General features: G+C 60.7%; 15 protein-coding genes. 10 read left to right on the top strand and 5 right to left on the bottom strand.

Annotated features, from left to right (window positions below; all coding sequences use genetic code 11):
• Positions 1 to 81: 81 nt before the first annotated feature.
• Positions 82 to 1,116, top strand: coding sequence for an aspartate--ammonia ligase (asnA, locus tag BHV64_RS01190; protein ID WP_138265247.1), 1,035 nt, complete (start codon positions 82 to 84; stop codon positions 1,114 to 1,116).
• A 111-nt stretch (positions 1,117 to 1,227) separates the two neighbouring features.
• Here the strand turns inward: asnA and BHV64_RS01185 are convergent, their stop codons facing one another.
• The gene (locus tag BHV64_RS01185) at positions 1,228 to 2,892 is read right to left on the bottom strand and encodes an AMP-binding protein (RefSeq protein WP_288115496.1); all 1,665 of its coding nucleotides are present in this window, start codon (positions 2,890 to 2,892) and stop codon (positions 1,228 to 1,230) included.
• Positions 2,893 to 2,991: 99 nt separating this feature from the next.
• Here BHV64_RS01185 and queG point away from each other — a divergent pair, with 99 nt between their 5' ends.
• A complete protein-coding gene (gene queG, locus BHV64_RS01180) occupies positions 2,992 to 3,927 on the top strand; it encodes a tRNA epoxyqueuosine(34) reductase QueG (RefSeq protein WP_288115495.1) in 936 nt (311 codons plus the stop codon).
• A gap of 144 nt (positions 3,928 to 4,071) precedes the next feature.
• Here the strand turns inward: queG and BHV64_RS01175 are convergent, their stop codons facing one another.
• The 3 genes from BHV64_RS01175 to BHV64_RS01165 all read right to left on the bottom strand — a co-directional run bounded on the left by BHV64_RS01175 (position 4,072) and on the right by BHV64_RS01165 (position 5,695).
• Positions 4,072 to 5,010, bottom strand: coding sequence for a tetratricopeptide repeat protein (locus BHV64_RS01175; protein ID WP_022062114.1), 939 nt, complete (start codon positions 5,008 to 5,010; stop codon positions 4,072 to 4,074).
• Between the two features lie 98 nt (positions 5,011 to 5,108).
• Positions 5,109 to 5,555 carry a nucleoside deaminase gene (locus BHV64_RS01170; RefSeq protein WP_118406082.1) on the bottom strand — a complete coding sequence of 149 codons (447 nt, stop codon included), beginning with the start codon at positions 5,553 to 5,555 and terminating at the stop codon, positions 5,109 to 5,111.
• Complete coding sequence (locus tag BHV64_RS01165; protein ID WP_181989587.1) at positions 5,510 to 5,695, bottom strand: hypothetical protein; 186 nt, start codon at positions 5,693 to 5,695, stop codon at positions 5,510 to 5,512. The genes BHV64_RS01170 and BHV64_RS01165 overlap by 46 nt, the downstream gene beginning before the upstream one ends.
• 266 nt (positions 5,696 to 5,961) lie before the next feature.
• On the opposite strand from BHV64_RS01165, the gene BHV64_RS01160 reads away from it, so the two are divergent.
• The 6 genes from BHV64_RS01160 to aspS all read left to right on the top strand — a co-directional run bounded on the left by BHV64_RS01160 (position 5,962) and on the right by aspS (position 18,294).
• Positions 5,962 to 9,285 carry a TonB-dependent receptor gene (locus BHV64_RS01160; protein ID WP_441294226.1) on the top strand — a complete coding sequence of 1,108 codons (3,324 nt, stop codon included), beginning with the start codon at positions 5,962 to 5,964 and terminating at the stop codon, positions 9,283 to 9,285.
• Positions 9,286 to 9,304: 19 nt separating this feature from the next.
• Positions 9,305 to 11,248, top strand: coding sequence for a RagB/SusD family nutrient uptake outer membrane protein (locus tag BHV64_RS01155; RefSeq protein ID WP_288115492.1), 1,944 nt, complete (start codon positions 9,305 to 9,307; stop codon positions 11,246 to 11,248).
• Between the two features lie 22 nt (positions 11,249 to 11,270).
• Positions 11,271 to 11,774, top strand: a complete 504-nt coding sequence (locus BHV64_RS01150; protein ID WP_288115491.1) for a DUF1735 domain-containing protein — start codon at positions 11,271 to 11,273, stop codon at positions 11,772 to 11,774.
• Between the two features lie 48 nt (positions 11,775 to 11,822).
• A complete protein-coding gene (locus BHV64_RS01145) occupies positions 11,823 to 14,000 on the top strand; it encodes a glycerophosphodiester phosphodiesterase family protein (protein ID WP_149887368.1) in 2,178 nt (725 codons plus the stop codon).
• Positions 14,001 to 14,127: 127 nt separating this feature from the next.
• Complete coding sequence (locus BHV64_RS01140) at positions 14,128 to 16,305, top strand: alpha-galactosidase (protein ID WP_195285273.1); 2,178 nt, start codon at positions 14,128 to 14,130, stop codon at positions 16,303 to 16,305.
• Positions 16,306 to 16,584: 279 nt separating this feature from the next.
• Positions 16,585 to 18,294, top strand: coding sequence for an aspartate--tRNA ligase (gene aspS, locus BHV64_RS01135; protein WP_288115489.1), 1,710 nt, complete (start codon positions 16,585 to 16,587; stop codon positions 18,292 to 18,294).
• A 47-nt stretch (positions 18,295 to 18,341) separates the two neighbouring features.
• Here the strand turns inward: aspS and BHV64_RS01130 are convergent, their stop codons facing one another.
• A complete protein-coding gene (locus BHV64_RS01130; protein ID WP_149887371.1) occupies positions 18,342 to 18,914 on the bottom strand; it encodes a hypothetical protein in 573 nt (190 codons plus the stop codon).
• 310 nt (positions 18,915 to 19,224) lie between these two features.
• On the opposite strand from BHV64_RS01130, the gene BHV64_RS01125 reads away from it, so the two are divergent.
• Both BHV64_RS01125 and BHV64_RS01120 read left to right on the top strand, forming a co-directional pair.
• The gene (locus BHV64_RS01125) at positions 19,225 to 20,502 is read left to right on the top strand and encodes a replication-associated recombination protein A (protein ID WP_138265255.1); all 1,278 of its coding nucleotides are present in this window, start codon (positions 19,225 to 19,227) and stop codon (positions 20,500 to 20,502) included.
• Entirely contained in the window at positions 20,499 to 20,993 is a 495-nt protein-coding gene (locus BHV64_RS01120) for a metallophosphoesterase family protein (RefSeq protein ID WP_022061787.1), read from the top strand. Before BHV64_RS01125 ends, BHV64_RS01120 begins: the two co-directional genes overlap by 4 nt.
• Positions 20,994 to 21,100: the final 107 nt, after the last annotated feature.

Genomic DNA, 21,100 nt, shown 5'->3' with positions numbered 1-21,100 from the left:
AGCCTGAACACTCCCAATTGCCCTCACCTTTCACTATATTTGCAAAATAAACCGTTTTTCACGAATCCAAACCCTGAACTTATGCCGCTTTTCATTCCGGAAGACTATACGGCCAAGCTCGCTCCCGAAACGATGGAGCAGGCCATCACCTATCTCAAGGAGATTTTTCCCGACATGCTGGCCCGCCGCCTGCGCCTACGCCGCGTCACGGCGCCGTTGTTCGTCCTTTCGGGCACGGGCATCAACGACGACCTGAACGGCGTGGAGCGCGCCGTGTCGTTCCCGATCCGCGATCTGGGCGACCGCCGGGCCGAGGTGGTGCACTCGCTGGCCAAATGGAAACGCATGAAACTGGGGACCTACAAGATCGCCCCGGGATACGGGCTGTACACCGACATGAACGCCATCCGCGCCGACGAGGAGCTGGACAACATCCACTCGCTCTACGTCGACCAGTGGGACTGGGAACGCACGATGCGCCCCGAAGAGCGCAACCTGAACTTCCTGAAAGCGACCGTCGAAACGATCTACGAGGCGATGAAAGCCGTCGAGGAGGAGGTTTACGAACTCTATCCGCACATCACGCCCATACTGCCCGAGCGAATCACGTTCCTGCAGGCCGAGGAGTTGTTGCAGGAGTTCCCCGCGCTGACGCCCAAGGAGCGCGAGCAGGCGGCGGCCCGCAAATACGGCGCGCTGTTCCTCATCGGCATCGGCGGCGAACTTTCCGACGGGCAGCGGCACGACGGACGCGCCCCGGACTACGACGACTGGAGCACCCCGACCGAAGGCGGTTACAAAGGGCTCAACGGCGACATCATCGTGTGGAACCCGGTGCTGGAGAGCGCCTTCGAACTTTCGAGCATGGGCATCCGCGTCGACGCCGAGGCCCTCGAACGCCAGCTTGCGATCTGCGGATGTCCCGAGCGGCGCGAAATGGAGTTCCACCGCCTGCTGCTCGAAGGACGGCTGCCGCTCTCGATCGGCGGCGGCATCGGCCAGTCGCGCCTCTGCATGTTCTACCTGCGCTGCGCCCATATCGGCGAAGTCCAGGTCAGCATCTGGCCCGAGCGGATGATCGCCGAGTGCGCCGCCCACGGCATCTACCTCAAGTGAGGCGGCTCCTCGAAAGCGCCCCGGTCCCTCGCCGAAAGCCGACCGCCCCGCGGAAACGCTCCGGCTGCTCCGGATTAAGAAAAAGCCCCCGCCTCGGAGCGGGGGCTTTGTTTATTTTCCGGCGGCAGGCTGGTCCGGAGTCTGGCCGTTCTTGTTCTTGTTGTAAAGGAAACGCTTGATCTTGTGCGTGGGGGTCTTGATGAAATCCTCCTTCTCCTCGACGACCTCCGAGATCCGCGAAAAACGGTTGACCTTGGCGTTGACGAAATCCATGATCTCCTTCTTCAGCTGTTCGGTCTTGGCCTCCCAGGCCTCCTTCTTGCTCTCCCACTCCTCGCGCCAGTCGTCGATCATCGACTCGATCTCCTCGCGGTTGAAGTGCACCAGGGCGATCAGGCGGCCCTCCTGCTCCGTGACGATCGAATCGGCGATGCAGACGTGCGAGTTGAGCACCGTCTCGATGTCCTCGGGATAGATGTTCTCGCCGCCGGGACCCACGATCATGTTCTTCAGACGGCCCTTGATGTAGAGCCAGCCGTCCTTGTCCAGCTCCCCGAGGTCGCCCGTGCGGAACCATCCGTCGACCGTGAAAGCCTCCTTCGTAGCCTCGGGATTCTTGAAATAGCCCACCATCGCGCTCGGCGTGCGGGCCACGATCTCGCCCTGACGGGTCTCGGGGTTGACGTTCTCCAGCCGCAGTTCGACGCCCGGGGCCTGGGGACCGGTCGATCCCAGCCGCACCATCGAAGGGGCCGCGCCGGCCAGCAGCGGTGCGGTCTCGGTCAGCCCGTAGCCGATGGCATAGGGGACGCGGGCTTCGAGCAGGAATTTCTCGGCCCCGCCGTCGAGTTTCGCACCCCCGATTCCCAGGAAGCGCAGACGGCCGCCGAAGAGTTTCATCAGTTTCCCGCCCGCGACGCGGTGGAGGTAGCGGCGCATGAAGCCGATGCGGTAGAGCGTGCGCCAGAAGGAGTTGGAATTGAACTTGGCGAGCACCTGGTGGCGGTAGATTTTCTCGATGATCAGCGGCACGATCAGCATGACCGTCGGGCGGATCGCCCGCAGGGCGGGCATCAGCGCCGAGGCCGTGGGCGGACGGTCGAGGTAGACCACCCGCGCGCCCATCGAGAAGGGATAGATCATGCCGATGGAGCACTCGTAGGTGTGCGAGAGGGGCAGCACCGAAAGGAACGTGTCGCCGCCGTCGACCGGGAAGATCGAGGCGGAGATGTCGACCTGCGCGCAGAGCGCCGCATGGGTCAGCATCACGCCCTTGGGCTTCGAAGTGGTTCCCGACGTGTAGATGATCACGGCCAGGTCGTCGGGCCGGGGAACGCCCGTCGAGCCTTCCCCGCGGACGCGCTGCGAGATGACGCCGAGGTTCTTGGTGCGGACCGCCACGTTGAGCCGCTCGATGGTCTGCTTCGAGAGCTTGGTGAAAAGTTTGTCCGACACGAGCAGGGCCTTGGCCTCCGAATGCTCGATGATCATGTCCAGCTCCTCGCCCGAGAAGTCGGGCAGGATCGGCACGGCCACCATGCCCGCCGACGTGACGGCGAAATAGCTGATGCCCCAGTTGGGCATGTTGCTGCTCAGGAGAGCCACCTTGTCCCCGGCGCGAAGCCCCGCTCCGGTGAGGATTTCCTGCACCCTGGCGATACGACGGCCCACCTCGGCATAAGTCACGTCATCGCCCTCGTACATCGAGAAAGCGACCTTCGACGCGAACTTCTCCACGCTGTTGCGGACCAGTTCGTACAGTGTATTGATAGTCATCATGTGTTCTTTTTTAGCTACGTTCGGATAACGCAAAAGTTTGGGGCGAAATTACTAATTTCCGGCTAAAAAACACTATTTTTGACATAAATTATCACGATGATCGACCATCTGTACATCAAACGGCTCGCCGTCGGCGCAGGGTTCGACCTCTGCGGCATCGCCCCGTGCCGCCATCTGGCCGAAAACGAAGCGCTGTTCCGCGCATGGCTGGCCCGCGGCCGCCAATCGTCGCTGGGCTATCTGGAACGCAACGTCGACAAACGCTTCGACGCGCGCCGGCTGGTCGAAGGCGCACGCACGGCCGTGGTCTGCGCCGTGTCGTACAAAAACCGCGTCGGCGAGGGCTATCCGCCCGGGCACCGGACGAAGGTGGCCTCCTACGCCTGCGCGGCGGATTACCACGCCACCCTCCGGACGATGCTCGGCGGGATGCTCGACGCCCTGCGCGCGGCGCACCCCGGTCTGGGAGGCCGCGCCTTCGTCGACACCGCGCCGCTGGCCGAAAAGCAGCTGGCCGTAGAGGCCGGGCTGGGGTGGATCGGCCGGCAGTCGCTGCTCGTCACGCCGCAATACGGGAGCTACGTCGTGCTGGGCGAGCTGATTCTCACCGAAGAGACCGACCGCTACGACGCACCGTTCGAAGGGTCGCGCTGCGGAACCTGCCGCAGCTGCATCGACAACTGCCCCACGGGAGCCGTCGCCCCGGACAGGACCATCGACACGGGCCGCTGCATCTCGTGCCGCACCATCGAGCGGGAACAGCCCGGTCAAACGGACCTTCACGGCTGGATCTTCGGCTGCGACGCGTGCCAGAGCCTCTGCCCCTGGAACCGCCGCGCCCCGCAGCACCGCAACGCGGCGTTCGATGCCGTGTTCGACCCGCTGGCGATGGACGCCGCGACGTGGCTCGGCATGGATGAAGCGGCGTTCGAAGCCCTCTGCGGCCGCACGCCGCTGACACGCAGCGGACTGACCCGCATCCGAGAAAACGCCCTTCGAAACGCCGCACCCGAAGAGCCGTCGGAACGCTGAACCAGCCCCCCGCTCCGGCACGAAAAAGCGGGTTCCGGAAATCCGGAACCCGCTCTGCGGTTTATTTCATGGGGCCGGAGGCTCACTGTCTGCGGCCCTTCGGAAAACCCGGCAGGCCGCCCTCTTCCTCCTGCGGCCCGCAGGCTATTTGGTTAGTTCGGCCAACGCGGCTTTCGCACTCTCGACAGCCGGTCCCGCCGTCACCTTCCGGAAGGCCTCGATGGCCTGCGGCTTCATCTCCTTGGCGTTGTAGGCGGCGCCCAGCGTCAGGTACATCAGGCTCACATCCTCGGGATCGGTCTGCACCTTGGCGGCAGCCTCGCCCAGCTCGATCACCTTGTTGTAATCCTTCTTGCTGGCATAAGCCTGCAAGCGGACCTTCTGCGCCAGAGCGTTTTCGGCGTTCTTCGCCAGCAGCGCGTCGGCCATCGCGATGATACCGTCGAAATCGTTGGCAGCCTGAAGCGTGGCCACCTTGTTATTGGTGTAGAGGGCGATCATCTCCTTGGCCTTGGCGGCGTCATCGGCATACTTGGGGTGCGTCTTGGCGGCCACCGCCTCGTAGATGTCCATACCCTTCTCGTACTCGCCCATCTCGCAGTAGCTCATGGCGAGGTTCAGCGCCATCGCGGTATTGTCCGGGTCGGCCTTGTAGCCCTTCTCGAACACGCCTGCGGCGGTCGCATAGTCCTTGTTGTTGAAAGCGTCGCCGCCCTGAATCTGATAGATCTTGGCCACCCAGCCGTTGGCCTTGGCCATCTGGCTCATGTCGCCGTAGAGTTCGGCCAGCTCCGCCGATTTGGTGAAATTCTTCAGCGCCTCGTCGTAGTTCTTGGTCCGGATCGCTCCGCCGCCCATCATAAAGTAGCATTTGGGAAGCGTCGTCTTGGCCGTGGCCACCAGCGACGCGGCCTCCTCGCTGTCCAGCCCCTGCTCGATCACCTGTTCGAACTTCGCGGCCGCGCCTGCGAAATCCTTGGCGCCGAAAGCTGCTGCGGCTTCGTTGTAGATTGCAGTAACATCCTGCGCCGAGAGCGACACCGCCGCCAACAGCGCGACAACCGATACAAATAACTTTTTCATTGCTTTTCTATTCGATTTTATAAGTTTTTCAGTTCATGCGCCCCTGTCCGAAACGCGTTGGATGCAAAAGTATAAAAAAAATTCCTTTTTTACCAAATCTATCCGCGCAAACCCGCGAAAAAACCGTTCATCAACTCCTCGCACTCCTCCCGGAGCACCCCCCGCGCCACGGTCGTCCTGGGGTGGAACACCGCCTCGGAGTAACGCCGGAAGCCCTTCTTGGGATCGTCGGCGCCCCACACCACGCGGCTCACCTGCGCCCATCCGATCGCCCCGGCGCACATGATGCACGGCTCGACCGTGACGTAGAGCGTGCACTCCTGCAAATACTTGCCCCCGAGCGTCGCGGCAGCGGCCGTGAGGGCCTGCATCTCGGCGTGGGCCGTGGGGTCGGCCAGGGTTTCGACGAGGTTGTGCCCCCGCCCGATCACCGCACCGCCGGCCACGACGACCGCACCGATGGGCACCTCCTGTTGTTTTAACGCCTTTTGCGCCTCGTTTAGTGCCAGGCGCATGAATTTTTCGTCGGTTTCGTGCTGTTCCATGCCGGATTGTTTTCGGCAAAAGTAACCATTTTTTCCGAAGAACGCACCCCGCGCCCGGCAAACTCCACCCGGAAGCGACGCAGGCGCATCAATTTCGATTCAAAACACTCCTTCTTCCAAAAAGAAAAAATCAAAATCAAAGAAATGCTTGCATTTTATTGCATAATTTCTATATTTGCAAATGGAATAGTCCACAAAACCCTTAAATTCAATTTGCTCCTACAAAACACACACATCCGGCCCAAAAAACGGTCCAAACCATGCACTCTGTATTTCGAAACCACACCAATTACTAACCAGAACCAATTAAAACCATTATGGAAGAAACTCGCCAAAAAGCACCCGGGAACGGGCATTTTCCGGCAGTCCTGCGATTCGTCGCCGCGCTGCTGCTGTCCGGAACCCTATGCCTCGCGTGGGGGGGGGAAATCTCCTCGCACAGATCCGGAGCATCTATGTAACGATAGATGCAGCCGATGCAAGCATCCGGGAGGTCCTCGAATCCATCGAGGCGCAGAGCGATCTGCGGTTCATCTATGCGGATGAAGTAAAACCGATCCTGACCAAGGTCGTAACGGTCAGGGAGAAAAACGTAAGCGCAAACCGGATTCTCGACCAGATCCTGCCCGACGTCGGCCTTCAGTATTCGGTCGGCGGCACGCAGGTCCGCATCTACCAGGCCGCCAGCGGTTCGCGCGACGTCGCCCAAACGGTCAGCGGCACGGTGATCTCCGGCACCGACAACTCCCCGCTGGCCGGCGTGATGATCTACGTCGAAGGAACGACGGCCGGCACGATCACCAACGGCGACGGCTCGTACACCTTCACCATTCCCGCCAAATCGAAATATGTGACCTTCTCGTACGTCGGTTTCGACACGAAGAAACTCCACGTCGAGGACACCGAGCTGTTCAAACTCGTATCGCTCGCCGAGCAGAGCAACGCGCTCGACGAAGTCGTGGTCATCGGCTACGGCACGCAGAAAAAGGAGTCGATGGTCGCCTCGATCACCTCCGTAAAACCCTCCGACCTGAATATCACCTCCAGTTCGCTGACCACGGCGTTCGCCGGCAACATCGCCGGCATGATCTCGCGCCAGACCTCGGGCGAACCCGGCTACGACAGCGCCTCGTTCTACATCCGCGGCATTTCGACCTTCGGGTCGAGCAACTCGCCGCTGATCATCCTCGACGGCGTGGAGGTGTTGAGCAACATGCTCAACAACATGCCTCCCGAGTCGATCGAGTCGTTCTCGGTGCTCAAGGACGCCCAGGCGACCTCGGTCTACGGTTCGCGCGGCGCCAACGGCGTCATCCTCATCAACACGAAAAACGGCCGCAACTCGGAGAAGATGAACGTCTCGGTCCGTCTGGAAAACACCTTCTCGATGCCCACGATGGTACAGCAGGTGGCCGACGGCGTGACCTACATGCAGCTCTACAACGAGGCCGTCTTCAACACCGCCAAGGAGACCGGAACGCTCCACGCCTACCAGCCGTTCTACTCGGCCGACAAGATCAACGGCACAAAGGCGGGACTCAACAAGTACCTCTATCCGAACAACGACTGGTACGACCTGATGTTCAAGGATTTCTCGGTCAACCAGAACCTCAACCTCAACATCCGCGGCGGCGGCCGTAAGGTCAGCTACTTCCTCAACGCAGCGGTTTCGAACGAAAACGGCATCATCGCCGACATCGAGCAGAACCCCTACGACGTGAAGATGAACCACCAGAAATACATCTTCCAGAGCAACGTCAGCGCCAACATCACCAAGACGACGGTCGTCGGCATCAAGGTCAACGCCCAGCTGGAGTACAACACCCGCCCGATCGAGGACATCGGCAACCTGTTCTACTACTCGATGCGCGCCAATCCGGTACGTTTCCCGGCCACGCTCCCGGCCGAAGAGGGCGACACGTTCGTGCGCTACGGCAACAACGCCTCGTGGGACACCGGCGCCACCGACCTCAACCCGCTGGCCAAGCTGTCCCGCGGCTACGGCAAGCGCTACTACTCCTACATGACGACGGCCTTCACGCTGGACCAGAACCTGGATTTCTTCACCAAGGGCTTGAGCGCCAACCTCACGGCGTCATTCTACAACTACACCTATTCGGCGACCTACCGCACGGCAACCCCCTATTATTTCAAGGTCGAGGACGGCAGTTCGCTCAACCCCGACGGCACGGCCAATCTCATCACCAACTCGATCGGCGACACGGGCACGACCTACCTGACCAGCACCGACGGCAACGGCGGCCACCGCCGCTACGCGCTGCAAGCCTCGCTGAACTACGCCCGCAAATTCGGCAAACACGACGTGGGAGCCATGTTCGTCTACCGCATGAACGAGAAGAAGAACAACATCGCCGGCACGAGCGAGGAGAACCTGCTGCCCTACCGCGAGCAGGGCATGGCGGGCCGCGTGACCTACGGATTCGACAACCGCTACCTGTTCGAGGCCAGTTTCGGCTACAACGGCTCGGAGAACTTCGCTCCCGGCAAACGCTGGGGTTTCTTCCCCTCGGCGGCGGCCGGCTGGGTGATCTCCAACGAGTCGTTCTGGGACGGCATCCGCAAGACGGTCAGCAACCTGAAGATCCGCGTATCGTACGGTCTGGCGGGCAACGACGCCTTGGGCGAGCGCTTCCCCTACCGCTCCATCGTGGCCATGGGCGAAGAATCGGGATTCTACTACAACTGGAACTCCCAGGGCAAAGGCCCGAAGATCACCACCTACGGCAACCCCAACGCGACGTGGGAGGAGGCCAAGAAACTCGACGTCGGTCTCGAACTGGGACTGTTCAACGCGCTGAACATCGAAGCCGCCTACTTCACCGAAGACCGTACGGGCATCTTCATGCGGCGCACCTCGCTGCCTTCGTCGACGGGCCTGCTGGGCGTTACGCCCTACGGCAATATCGGACGTGTGAAATCGCACGGCGTCGACCTTTCGGCCGTCTACAACAAGCAGTTCAACAAGGACTGGTCGCTGAGCCTGCGCGGCACGTTCACCTTCTCGCGCAACGAAGTGGTCGAGAAGGATGAAGGCGACCTGATGTACGACTACATGTCGGTCGTGGGACATCCGGTCAACGCCATCACCGGCGTGCTGGTCGCCGACGGGCTGTTCACCTCGCAGGAGGAGATCGACAACTCGCCCAAACAGCGGTTCGGCAACTACACGGTCGGCGACATCAAGTACCGCGACCTGAACGGCGACGGCATCGTCGACGGCAACGACGTGACGACGGCCGGCAGCCCGACCGTTCCCGAAATCCAGTACGGCATCGGCGCGACGGTGAAGTGGCGCAGGCTCGACTTCTCGTTCATGTTCCAGGGCGCATCCAACGTATCGCTGCGGATGTACAACATGCACCCGTTCTGCGACGCCTCGCACTTCGGCTACGGCATCACGCAGTACATCGCCGACAACCACTGGTCGGAGGACAACAACCGCGCCGACGCGGCCTATCCGCGCCTGACCTCGCAGTTAAGCTCCAACAACACCCAGAGTTCGACCTTCTACATCCACGACGCCAAATACCTGCGCCTGAAAACCGTGGAGCTGGGCTACACCATCAAGAAACTCCGCGTCTACCTGTCGGGCAACAACCTCTTCGTCATCTCCCCGTTCGACTACTGGGACCCCGAAAAGGGCGGCGGCCACGGCCTGTCCTACCCGTTGCAGCGGATGGCGAAAATCGGCGTTCAATACCAATTCTAATCCAAAAGAAGATACCGTTATGAAAAAAATAGCAATGGCGTTAGCCCTCCTTCTCGCGGCCGCATCCTGCGATTTCCTGGATGTCGTTCCCGAGGGCAGTCCCACGCAGGACGACATCTACAAGACCCAGGCCCAGGCCGAAAAGATGCTCTTCATGGTCTACGGCAAGTGCCCCGACCTGTTCCATGCGCAGGCCATGCCCGACCTGAGCGGCGGCGACGACCTGATTTCGAGTTACTACGGATCGGTGCGTTATTTCTCGTGGAAGAGCCTCGTATACGCCACCTCGCAGGAGTCCTCGACGAGCACCTACTTCAACATGTGGGGAACGACCTCGGGACTTCCGACGGGCAACTACTCGTACAACATCTACGAAGGCATCCGTTATGCCTACAACTTCCTGAACAACATAGGTTCTGTTCCCGACATCTCGGAGGCCAACCTGCGCTACTGGTCGGGCGAGGCGCACTTCCTGATCGCCCACCTGCACCAGATCCTGCTGGAGTACTACGGTCCGATCGTACTGGCCCGGGAGGAGATCGACCTGAATGCGCCGGCCAGCAGCGTGAACGTGCCGCGCAGCACCTACGACGAGTGCGTCAATTTCATCGAGGAGGAGTTCCGCAAGGCCGCCGACATGCTGCCCGACTACTGGGGTCCCATCGCGTACGGCCGCGCCATCAAGGCCACGGCGCTGGCCTACCGCGCCCGCCTGCTGCTCTACGCCGCATCGCCGCTGGTGAACGGCAATTCGGAATTCTACGCCGATTTCGTCAACAAGGACGGCACGCACCTGATCAACCAGACCTACGACGCCGAGAAGTGGAAACGCGCGATGGACGCCGCCAAGGAGGCTATCGACTGCGTGGAGGCTTCGAAGGAAACGGGAGCCTACACGATGGACGACCGCCAACTGGGCCTCTCCGTGTCGAAAAGCACCAGCACGACCGACCCGTTCGAACTGGGGCGCGCCAACTACACCTACATCTTCACCGGCGACGGCAACGCGACACAGTTCTTGAACCAGAACGAGTACCTGATGAGCCTGAACAAGTCAGGCTCGATCACCTACACGCAGAAGCAGTTCGGCTGCCACCTGGCCAACAACTACACGAAGGTGTCGGGCGCCTACCGCGGCTATTTGTGCCCGACGTTCGAGGCCGTCCAGATGTATTACACCCGGAACGGACTTCCGTGGGAGGACGACCCCGAGACGAAGGACATCGACCCGCTGGCCTACAACAAGGCGGCCGGGACGGTCGAGATGCACCTCCACAAGGAGCCGCGCTTCTATGCGTCGGTGGGTTATGACCGGGGCACGTACCGCTTCAACGGCGGCAAAATGACCATCAAGGCGCACAAGGGCGAGCCGCAGGGCTTCACCGGCAGCTACGACAACGAATACCAGTCCTACAACGGTTATTTCTGCCAGAAATGGGTCAACGAACAGTCGAAGATGACGCTCAACTCAAGCGGAAACTACTCCGTCAGCACCTACATGAGCTACGTCTTCCCCTACATGCGCATCGCCGAGCTATACTTAAGCTACGCCGAAGCCGACTTCGAGTACGACGGCACGTTGAGCGACTACGGCTACGAGTGCCTGAACAAGATCCGCTCGCGCTGCGGCCTTCCGACGTTCCAGGAGTCGTGGAGCAGGGCCGGCGGCATCCCCTCGGGCCAGAAGCTGCGCGACATCATCCGCCGCGAACGTTCGATTGAATTCATGCTGGAAGGACGCCGTTTCCACGACATCCGCCGCTGGAAGATCGCCGAAGAGTGCCTGCGCCCCATCCCGAAGGCCTGGAACATCGAGGGCGACACGCCCGAGAAGTTCTACAAGCTGGTCGACATGAAGGAGAACGACACGCGCATCTTCACCACGCCGAAACACTACTGGCTGGCGATCCCCAACTCGCAGCTCAACATCAACGGCCAGCTGGTTCAGAATCCGGGTTATTAACCATTAGCGAAAAGAAACGACCATGAAAAAGCTATTTTTAGCGCTCGCGCTGTCGGCGGCAGCTTGCCTGGCCGGGTGCTCCGACAACGAAGAGATCGGATACGACATCGGCTCGAAGGTGCTGATCCCGAAAAACGGCCTGCAACAGGTCGCCCTGACGGCCGATGCCGCAGCGATCGACTACGAGGTGTGGATCTACCGGAGCGGCTACAACGAAGGCGGTTCGACGGCCGCACTCTCGGTCGACGCCGAAGCGCTGGCCGCCTACAACAAGGCCAACGGTACGGCTTACGTGCTGATGCCCGAAGCCTGCTACGACCTCCCGACCGCCGCCGTGCGGCTCGACAACAACGCCCACACCGCGAAGATCGGCATTCGGATCGACGTCTCGGCGATCACGGCGGACAGTCGCTGCGTGCTGCCCGTTTCGGTCGGCAGTCCCGACACGGAGGTGAACGCGGCGGCCGCCACGGTGCTGATCTTCCCGGTCCGCCCCGCGACGGAGAAGCCTGAAAACGACCAATGACCCGGCCGGATCAATCAACTGAAAAATTAACCACATAACCTTCCTAATATGAAAAAAGGTTTTTTATCGTTTTTTCTGTTCACGGCTTTCGCCCTGGCGCTCTGCCCGTCGTGCAAAGACGACGAGACGGCCGAATGGAAAAACGTCGCGTTCTCGGTAGCGTCCAACCTCGCCCCCGAAAACGGGACCATCCCCTACGAAGGGAGCACGGTCGTGTTCACCGTAACGACCGACGGCAAATGGACCTATGCGATAGACCAGAGCAAGACCGACTGGTTCACCCACCCCACCGTCGACGGCATGACGCTGGCGATTCTGATTCCGGAAAACACCGTGAGCAGGGAGCGCTCCGGCGTAGTCCGGTTCATCTCGGTCTCGGACCCCACGCTGGTCGAGGAGTTCACCATCACGCAGGAACCCGGACCTGTGCCGCCCGAAGCGCCGAAAGCCGACCTGCTCGACGTTGTCTTCCACGCCGACGGCACGGCCGAGGACGTATCGCCGCTCAAGAACGAGGTGCTCTCCTACCCCGGCACGGCGCTGACCTGCTATTACCACGACGTCTACAAGCGCATCGTGACCAACTACACGCACACCCCGGGGCAGGGTTCCCGCAAGGATTCCTATTACCGGGTGGACTACTACACGAACGAGACGTTCAAGCAGGGTCTGGACGACGGCCACACGCTGGAGGTCGTCCTGCGTTCGAACCGCAACGACGGCACGAAGGAGTACAAGCCCTTCTCGGCGCATGAAGCCGGCGGCACGGGTTTCCTGATCTGCAAGGAGGGCCAGGGAGGCCATCCGGCCTGCATCACATTCCTGCCCAATGTGAGCACCACGGGCAAAAGCACGTGGCGCTGGGCGCAGAGCGACGTGACGCCCGAACCGGGCCGCTACTACCACGTCGTGGGCGTCTGGGACAAAACCGCCGAGAAAGCCTATATCTACGTGGACGGCCAACTCAAGGGCACGGCCGACGCTCCGGGCGAACTGATCCACGCCAAGGACGGCGCACGGTGGTTCGCGCTGGGCGGCGACTCGGCCGTAGGCTCGATGGGCAACGCATGGAACGGCGAAGTGGTTCTGGCCCGCGTCTTCGACGACGCGCTGACCGGGGACCAGATCGCCCTGCTCTACCAGGATGCGGCGTTCGCCGGCCAGACGCCCGTGGAATTCGCACTCTCGAACCTCACCTACCTGACCAGGTGCGAGATCGGCGCAGGCTACACCTATACGGTCTACGGCAACGGTTTCGCAGCCGGCGACAAGGTGAAGTTCACCTCGTCGGCCAACGTGACCGCAGCGTTCACGGCCGACGCCGCATTCACCGAAGCCTCCGGCGACAATACCCTTCAGTCGCTGGCAGTGACCCTCCCCGCGGGGATTCCCGCCGGAACGGGCCGGTATTTCATGGCGCTCGTCCGCAACGGCAGCCAATACCCGCTCGGCACGGTCGAATTCACCGTCTGCGACAATCCCTCCGTCTCGATGCCCCGGATCATCGCGCACCGCGGCCAGCATCAGGACGGCGTGGAGAATTCGACCGAGAATTCGATCGCTGCCCTGACCAACGCCCAGAAACTGGGCATCCACGGCGCCGAGTTCGACGTCTGGATCACCGCCGACGACGTGCCGGTGATCAACCACAACACGACGGTGGCAGGCAGCGACCTGCGGATCGAAGAGAGCGCCTATGCACAGATCAGGGACCTCACGCTGGCCAACGGCGAAAAACTACCGACGCTTGACGCCTATCTGGAGCAGGGCGCCAAGGACGCTTCGATGAAACTGATCTGCGAAATCAAGACCCACAGTTCGGCCGCAAGCAACACGCGGGCCGTCAACGCCGTCGTGGCCGCCGTCAAGGCGAAGTCGATGGAGACGCGGGTCGATTACATCGCCTTCGACTACGAGGTCTGCAAGCAGCTCCGGGCGGCCATGCCCGCGGCCGGCGTACAGTACCTGGGCGGCGACAAGGCTCCGGCCGAAGTCGCGGCGGACAAGCTCTCGGGCATCGACTACCAGTATTCGACCGTGCTTTCGAAAAAACCCGAGTGGGTGACGGAAGCCCACGCCGGCGGAATCGAGGTCAACGCCTGGACGGTCAATTCGACGGCCGACATGATGGCCTGCATCGCGCTGGGTGTCGACTACATCACCACCGACAACCCCGCCACGCTGAAAAAACTGCTGGAGACACCGTTCGTCACAGCCCCGAAATAACCGCGGAGGCTCCGTTTCGGATTTCTGGATTCGCAGGCCGGACGATTGTCCGGCCTGCGTTCTTTGCGGAATCCGCGTTTTTTTATTAGTTTTATATCCGAAATCAACCTTATACGACAACCCTGCAATGAAGAAACTTTTGGTATTGGCATGGGCCGGCGCTGCGTTGCTGTCCGGCGGCATGCTCCGGGCGGAAAACATCCTGCTCTCGACCCGGAATTCCTCGCTGCTGCTGACGGCAGAAAAAGGCAAAACCCCTCTGTTCCAGTATTTCGGAGCGCGCGTCGCCTCGCCCGACGACATCCTCGCCAGCGGAGCGGCGTTCGGCGATGCGGCCTACCCGCAGTTCGGCGCCCAGTGTTACCGCGAGGTAGCCATTCAGGCGACGCACGGCGACGGTTCGATGTCGCTCGAACTGGCGGTCGAGTCGGTGTCGCGCGACCGCAGGGACGGCTCCGAAACCACCGCCATCGCCATGAAGGACAAGCACTACCCGTTTTTCGTGACGCTCTTCTACAAGACCTACGACGACTGCGAGGTGATCGAGACGTGGACCGAGATCAGCCACACGGAGAAGAAACCCGTGACGCTCTACCGGTTCGCATCGGCCTACATGCCCGTCCGCCGGGGCGACACGTGGCTGACGCATTTCCACGGCACATGGGGCGCGGAGTGCTACCTCCACGAAGAGCCGCTGACCGACGGCATGAAGGTGCTCAAGAACAAGGACGGCGTGCGCAACACGCAGCGCGACAACCCCTCGCTGATGATCTCGCTCGACGGACGCCCCCGGGAGTTGACGGGCCGCGTCATCGGCGGCACGCTGGCCTGGGCCGGCAACTACCGCATCGCCCTGGACAACGACAACACCCACACCACGCACCTCTTCGCGGGCATCAACGAGGAGCAGTCGCAATACACGCTGCAACCCCGCGAGGTCTTCACGACCCCGGTATTCGCCTTCACGTTCAGCGACGAGGGCAAGAGCGGCGTGAGCCGCAACATCCACCGATGGGCGCGCCTCCACCGGCTCAACCACGGAACCGAGCTTCGCGACGTGCTGCTCAACTCGTGGGAGGGCGTCTATTTCAAGGTCAACCAGGAGGGCATGGACCGGATGATGGCCGACCTGGCGGACCTGGGCGGCGAACTGTTCGTGATGGACGACGGCTGGTTCGGCGACAAATACCCGCGCAACAACGGCGAGACGAGCCTCGGAGACTGGACGGTCTGCCGCGAGAAACTGCCGCAGGGCATCGAGGGACTGACCGAGTCGGCCCGCAAACACGGCGTGAAGTTCGGCATCTGGATCGAACCCGAGATGACCAACACCCGGAGCGAACTCTATGAGAAGCATCCCGACTGGGTGATCCAGCAGCCCTACCGCGAAAACCGCAAGGGCCGCGGCGGCACGCAGCAGGTGCTCGATCTGTCGAACCCCGCGGTGCAGGAGTTCGTCTTCGGCGTGGTCGACCGTCTGATGACCGCGCATCCCGACATCGCCTACATCAAGTGGGACGACAACATGACGCTCTACAACTACGGCTCGACCTTCCTGCCGGCCGACCGGCAATCGCACCTCTACATCGAGTACCACCGCGGCATGGACAAGGTGCTGCGGCGCATCCGGGAGAAATATCCCCGTCTGGTGATGCAGTCGTGCGCCAGCGGCGGCGGACGGGTCAACTATGGCGTCCTGCCCTACTACGATGAATTCTGGACCTCGGACAACACCGACGCTCTGCAACGCATCTACATGCAGTGGGGCGTGTCGAACTTCTATCCCGCCGTGGCGATGGCCTCGCACGTGAGCGCCTCGCCCAACCACCAGACGGGCCGCAACGTTCCGCTCAAACTGCGCTTCGACGTGGCCATGTCGGGACGCCTGGGGCTGGAGCTGCAACCCTCAAAGATGACCGGCAAAGAGAAGGAGTTCGCACGCAGGGCGATCGCCGACTACAAGGAGATCCGTCCCATCGTGCAGCAGGGCGACCTCTACCGGCTGATCTCGCCCTACGACAAGACAGGCTATGCATCGCTGATGTACGTCGCACCCGAAAAGGACCGCGCCGTCTGGTTCGTCTACAAGCTGGAGCACTTCCTCAACATGCCGTCGCCGGCCTTCCGCATGGCGGGTCTCGACCCCGGCAAACGCTACCGGATCACCGAACTGAACGTCGACGGGAAGCCGGTCCCGCAGGACGGCAAGACCTTCAGCGGCGCGTTCCTGATGGAGAACGGACTCGAATTCACGGTGGGCAAGGAATATGCGAGCCGCGTACTCGAACTCAAAGCGGTGGAGTAATTATCGGTCAGAAACGGCTGTCCGAAATCCGGGCCGCCCAACAAATCCCCGAAACGACGCCCGGTCCCGGGAGGTTCGTTTCGGGGATTCCGCATCTCTTTTCGCTCTTTTCCCTGCATATCCGCCGTTTCATCCGCCTCGCTGCAATTCCGGCGGCGGCGTTCTTCACACACAAAGGTTTTAACAAGGCATCCTGTCATTTAATTATGAATTATGAATTATGAATTATGAATTTTAGTTAACTTTGCGGATCGTAACGACTAAACATAACATATCGCCATGTACAGAACCCATACCTGCGGCTGCCTCCGGGCCTGCAACGTCAACCAAACCGTCACCCTGGCCGGATGGGTGCAGAAAGTGAGGAACCTCGGCGCCATGACCTTCATCGACTTGAGGGACCGTTACGGCATCACCCAGATCGTCGTCGAGGAACACTCCCCCGCCGAGGCGCGCGAAACGGTCTGCCGCGTGGGCCGCGAATGGGTCATCCAGGTCGTCGGCAAAGTCGTCGAGCGGCAGTCGAAAAACCCCAAAATGCCGACGGGCGACATCGAGGTCACGGCCGAGAAGGTGGCCATCCTGCACGAAGCCGAAGTGCCCCCCTTCACCATCGAAGAGGTCTCGGACGGCGGCGACGACCTGCGCATGAAGTACCGCTACCTCGACCTGCGGCGTCCGCCCCTGCAACGCAACATGATTCTGCGCCACAAGATGGCCCAGGAGATCCGCCGCTTCCTCTCCGACGAGGGATTCCTCGAGATCGAAACCCCCTGCCTGGTGGGTTCGACGCCCGAAGGAGCGCGCGACTTCGTCGTGCCGAGCCGCATGTCGCCCAACCAGTTCTACGCCCTGCCCCAATCGCCGCAGACGCTCAAGCAGCTGCTGATGGTCGCCGGCTACGACAAGTATTTCCAGATCGTGCGCTGCTTCCGCGACGAGGACCTGCGCGCCGACCGCCAGCCCGAGTTCACGCAGATCGACTGCGAAATGTCGTTCGTCGAGCAGGAGGACGTGCTCGAAATCTTCCTGACCGAGCCGCTGCGCCGCATGCCGTGGATCGAGGCGATGGAGAAATACGGTTCGGACAAACCCGACCTGCGCTTCGGCATGGAGTTCGCGGAGATCACCGACCTCGCCAAGGGGCACGGCTTCAGCGTATTCGACGAGGCCGAATACATCACCGGATTCGCCGCCACGGGCTGTGCCGCGTACACCCGCAAGCAGATCGACTCGCTGACGGAGTTCGTCAAGCGGCAGCAGATCGGCGCCAAGGGCCTCGTCTGGATTCGCGTCGCGGAGGACGGCGTGAAGTCGTCGATCGACAAGTTCTACTCCCCCGAGGAGGTGCGCGCCATGGCCGAGCGCTGCGGCGCTGTGGCCGGGGACATGGTCTTCATCCTCTGCGGCAAGAAGTTCAAGACGCTGACGCAGCTGTGCGCCCTGCGCCTCGAAGTGGCCCAGCAGCTGGGGCTGCGCGACCCGCAGAAGTTCGCCCCGCTGTGGGTGGTGGACTTCCCGCTGTTCGAGTGGGACGACGAGACGCAGCGTTACTACGCCGTGCACCACCCCTTCACCTCGCCCAAGCTCGAGGATGTGCAATACCTCGACAGCGACCCGGGCCGCGTGCGCGCCAACGCCTACGACTTCGTCTGCAACGGCACGGAGATCGGCGGCGGTTCGATCCGTATCCACGACTCGAAGTTGCAGGAGAAGATGTTCGAACTGCTGGGCTTCACGCCCGAGGAGGCGCAGAAGCGCTTCGGCTTCCTGATGAACGCCTTCAAGTACGGCGCGCCCCCTCACGGCGGCCTTGCGTTCGGTTTCGACCGTCTGTGCTCTTTGTTCGGCGGCTCGGAGTCGATCCGCGACTACATCGCCTTCCCGAAGAACAACGCCGGCCGCGACATGATGCTCGACGCCCCGGGCTACATCGACCAGTCGCAGCTCGACGAACTGTATCTGGAGCTGCGGAAGCCGGAGGAGTAATTAAAGAAAACAGAGAGCGATTTCAAAATATGAATCGCTCTCTGTTTTTAGATGTCCTGTACCTGTTCTTTTCTCATTAACGCAACATTTGCAGTATCATAATAGTTTATAACGATACGACAAGTATTCGTCATTTCTATCATAACATATCCAATAAGAACATCATCCTTAATGTATGAAAAATCCGTTTTATAAATACATTGATCATGTTTTAAGGCAAATAGCTCATGACCATCACCGTCTTTCCAAGTTCCTGTAAACTCTTTCTTGTCTAAAATAGGATCACCATATTTTTTTGAATAAAACCACACCAAGTTTTCATATGCTGATTTAATCTGGCTCCATGCATCATAAACCTGCTCAAAAATCACAGTAACACCACATACAATGTCAGTACGCGGAGTAGAGTGAATAATAACCAAACAAGCCCGTCCCACAAATTCTCCTGACAAACAATCATCAGAGCCAAGCTCTACAATATATCCGCAACGCTTTAATTCTTTCACAAACTCCTGTTTGTTGCCATCTATCGGCAGACCTTTGAACGTCAAATGTTCAGTTTGCGCATAGGACAGCACACAAAACAACGAGGTGCAAATCGTCAGCAATAACTTTTTCATAATCGAGGCTTTTCATCCACCTGCACCCCGGCGGCATAAACAAAAAAGAAAGCGTGGTGCCGAAGCCCATTTCAGAATCGCAGGTCGTAGGATACCTTTGCAGCCAAAATAAGCAACAACCCCCACGCCTATACCCGCAGAATACGGATACGACGCAGCAAGATGTTTGCCTATTCCGCGCTGCAATGAATTTCCTACGTTCACGATTCGGGAACAGACTTACACTTTCCGTGTTTGTCAGTATGTTCGACAAATATAGGATTATTTTTTGAAAATTTCCTATCTTTGTTCCTAATAAATCGAACATGCCATGCCGAACATTCCTTTAGCCGAACGACTGCGCCCCCGCACGATAGACGAATACATCGGGCAGGAGCACCTCGTGGGCAAAAACGGGGTGTTCCGCAAGTTCTTCGAGACGGGCAACGTCCCGTCGTTCATCCTCTGGGGACCTCCGGGCGTGGGCAAGACCACGCTGGCGAAGATCGTCGCCACGCAGTTGGAACGCCCGTTCTTCACCCTCTCGGCCGTCACGTCGGGCGTGAAGGACGTGCGCGAGGTGATCGAGTCGGCGCGCAAGCAGCGGTTCTTCGACCAGAAGGCCCCGCTGCTGTTCATCGACGAAATCCACCGTTTCAACAAGTCGCAGCAGGATTCGCTGTTAGGGGCCGTCGAGCAGGGCGTCTTCACGCTCATCGGCGCGACGACCGAAAACCCCTCGTTCGAGGTGATCTCGCCGCTCTTGAGCCGCTGTCAGGTCTACATCCTCAAGTCGCTCGAAGACAAGGACCTGCAAGTGCTGCTCGACCGTGCCCTGACGACCGACACCGAGCTGAAAGAGCGCGACATCGAGGTCACGGAAACCGGCGCGCTGTTCCGCTTCTCGGGCGGCGACGCGCGCAAGCTGCTCAACATCCTCGAAATCGTCGTCGGGGCCACCGACGGCAAGGTGACGATCACCGACCGGTACGTCACCGACTGCCTCCAGCAGAACATCGCCCTCTACGACAAGAACGGCGAACAGCACTACGATGTCATTTCGGCCTTCATCAAATCGGTCCGGGGCAGCGACCCCAACGCCGCGATCTACTACCTGGCGCGGATGCTGGCCGGGGGCGAGGAGCCGCGGTTCCTGGCCCGGCGTCTGGTGATCCTGGCCTCGGAGGACATCGGGCTGGCCAATCCCAACGCCCTGCTGCTGGCCAACGCCTGCTTCGACACGGTGCACAAGATCGGCATGCCCGAGGCGCGCATCACGCTGGCCGAGACGACGATCTACCTGGCCACCAGCCCCAAGAGCAATTCGGCCTACATGGCCATCAACAAGGCGATGTCGCTGGTCGAGCGCGACACCACGAACCGTCCCGTGCCGCTGCACCTGCGCAACGCCCCGACCCGCCTGATGGACAAGGCGGGCTACGGCAAGGGCTATAAATACGCCCACGACTACGCCGGACACTTCGCCGAGCAGGAGTTCCTGCCCGAGAGCCTTTCGGGCACGAAGTTCTACGAACCCGACACGCAGAACGCCGCCGAGGCCAAAATCGCCGAACGGATGGCGCAGCTGTGGAAAGACAAGTACCAATGAAACGCATCGGCATTATATCCGACACCCACGGAACCTTCGACGACACGCTCCGCGAATTTCTGAAAGACGTGGACGAAATCTGGCATGCGGGCGACATCGGCTCGATCGAGCTGGCCGACCGGATCGCCGCATTCAAGCCGCTCCGCGCCGTGAGCGGCAACATCGACGGCGGCATGACCCGCCGCGTCTATCCCGCGTTCCAGGCCTTCGAGTGCGAGCGGGTGCAGGTGCTGATGACCCACATCGGAGGTTATCCCCGCCATTACGACCCGCGCGCCGTGCAGAAAATCCAGTCCGTGCACCCGAAACTCTTCATCGCCGGGCATTCCCACATCCTCAAAGTCATCTACGATCCCGTCTACGACCTGCTCCATGTCAACCCCGGAGCCGCCGGGGAGTTCGGCTTCCACAAGGTCCGCACGGCCGTACGCCTTACGATCGACGGCGCGGAGATGCGCGACATGGAGGTCGGCGAGTGGCCCCGCAACTGAAAACCCGGCGGGCGGAGAGCTAAAACCGACTGTCCGGGAGAGCCTTTTCCGTCACAAAATCACCCGAAATAAAATTTTATACCCCAAAAGGCCGGAAATGCATTCCG

Origin of the sequence: Alistipes sp. 56_sp_Nov_56_25, from assembly GCF_001915285.1 — a bacterium.
Lineage (GTDB): Bacteria > Bacteroidota > Bacteroidia > Bacteroidales > Rikenellaceae > Alistipes > Alistipes shahii.
This window is presented reverse-complemented; position numbering and strand designations above follow the sequence as displayed.

Bases quoted from the DNA above. Each gene is read 5' to 3' on its own strand.
- asnA (WP_138265247.1), top strand. From the start codon at position 82: ATGCCGCTTTTCATTCCGGAAGACTATACGGCCAAGCTCGCTCCCGAA.
- BHV64_RS01185 (WP_288115496.1), bottom strand. From the start codon at position 2,892: ATGACTATCAATACACTGTACGAACTGGTCCGCAACAGCGTGGAGAAG.
- queG (WP_288115495.1), top strand. From the start codon at position 2,992: ATGATCGACCATCTGTACATCAAACGGCTCGCCGTCGGCGCAGGGTTC.
- BHV64_RS01175 (WP_022062114.1), bottom strand. From the start codon at position 5,010: ATGAAAAAGTTATTTGTATCGGTTGTCGCGCTGTTGGCGGCGGTGTCG.
- BHV64_RS01170 (WP_118406082.1), bottom strand. From the start codon at position 5,555: ATGGAACAGCACGAAACCGACGAAAAATTCATGCGCCTGGCACTAAAC.
- BHV64_RS01160 (WP_441294226.1), top strand. From the start codon at position 5,962: ATGCCTCGCGTGGGGGGGGGAAATCTCCTCGCACAGATCCGGAGCATC.
- BHV64_RS01155 (WP_288115492.1), top strand. From the start codon at position 9,305: ATGAAAAAAATAGCAATGGCGTTAGCCCTCCTTCTCGCGGCCGCATCC.
- BHV64_RS01150 (WP_288115491.1), top strand. From the start codon at position 11,271: ATGAAAAAGCTATTTTTAGCGCTCGCGCTGTCGGCGGCAGCTTGCCTG.
- BHV64_RS01145 (WP_149887368.1), top strand. From the start codon at position 11,823: ATGAAAAAAGGTTTTTTATCGTTTTTTCTGTTCACGGCTTTCGCCCTG.
- BHV64_RS01140 (WP_195285273.1), top strand. From the start codon at position 14,128: ATGAAGAAACTTTTGGTATTGGCATGGGCCGGCGCTGCGTTGCTGTCC.
- aspS (WP_288115489.1), top strand. From the start codon at position 16,585: ATGTACAGAACCCATACCTGCGGCTGCCTCCGGGCCTGCAACGTCAAC.
- BHV64_RS01130 (WP_149887371.1), bottom strand. From the start codon at position 18,914: ATGAAAAAGTTATTGCTGACGATTTGCACCTCGTTGTTTTGTGTGCTG.
- BHV64_RS01125 (WP_138265255.1), top strand. From the start codon at position 19,225: ATGCCGAACATTCCTTTAGCCGAACGACTGCGCCCCCGCACGATAGAC.
- BHV64_RS01120 (WP_022061787.1), top strand. From the start codon at position 20,499: ATGAAACGCATCGGCATTATATCCGACACCCACGGAACCTTCGACGAC.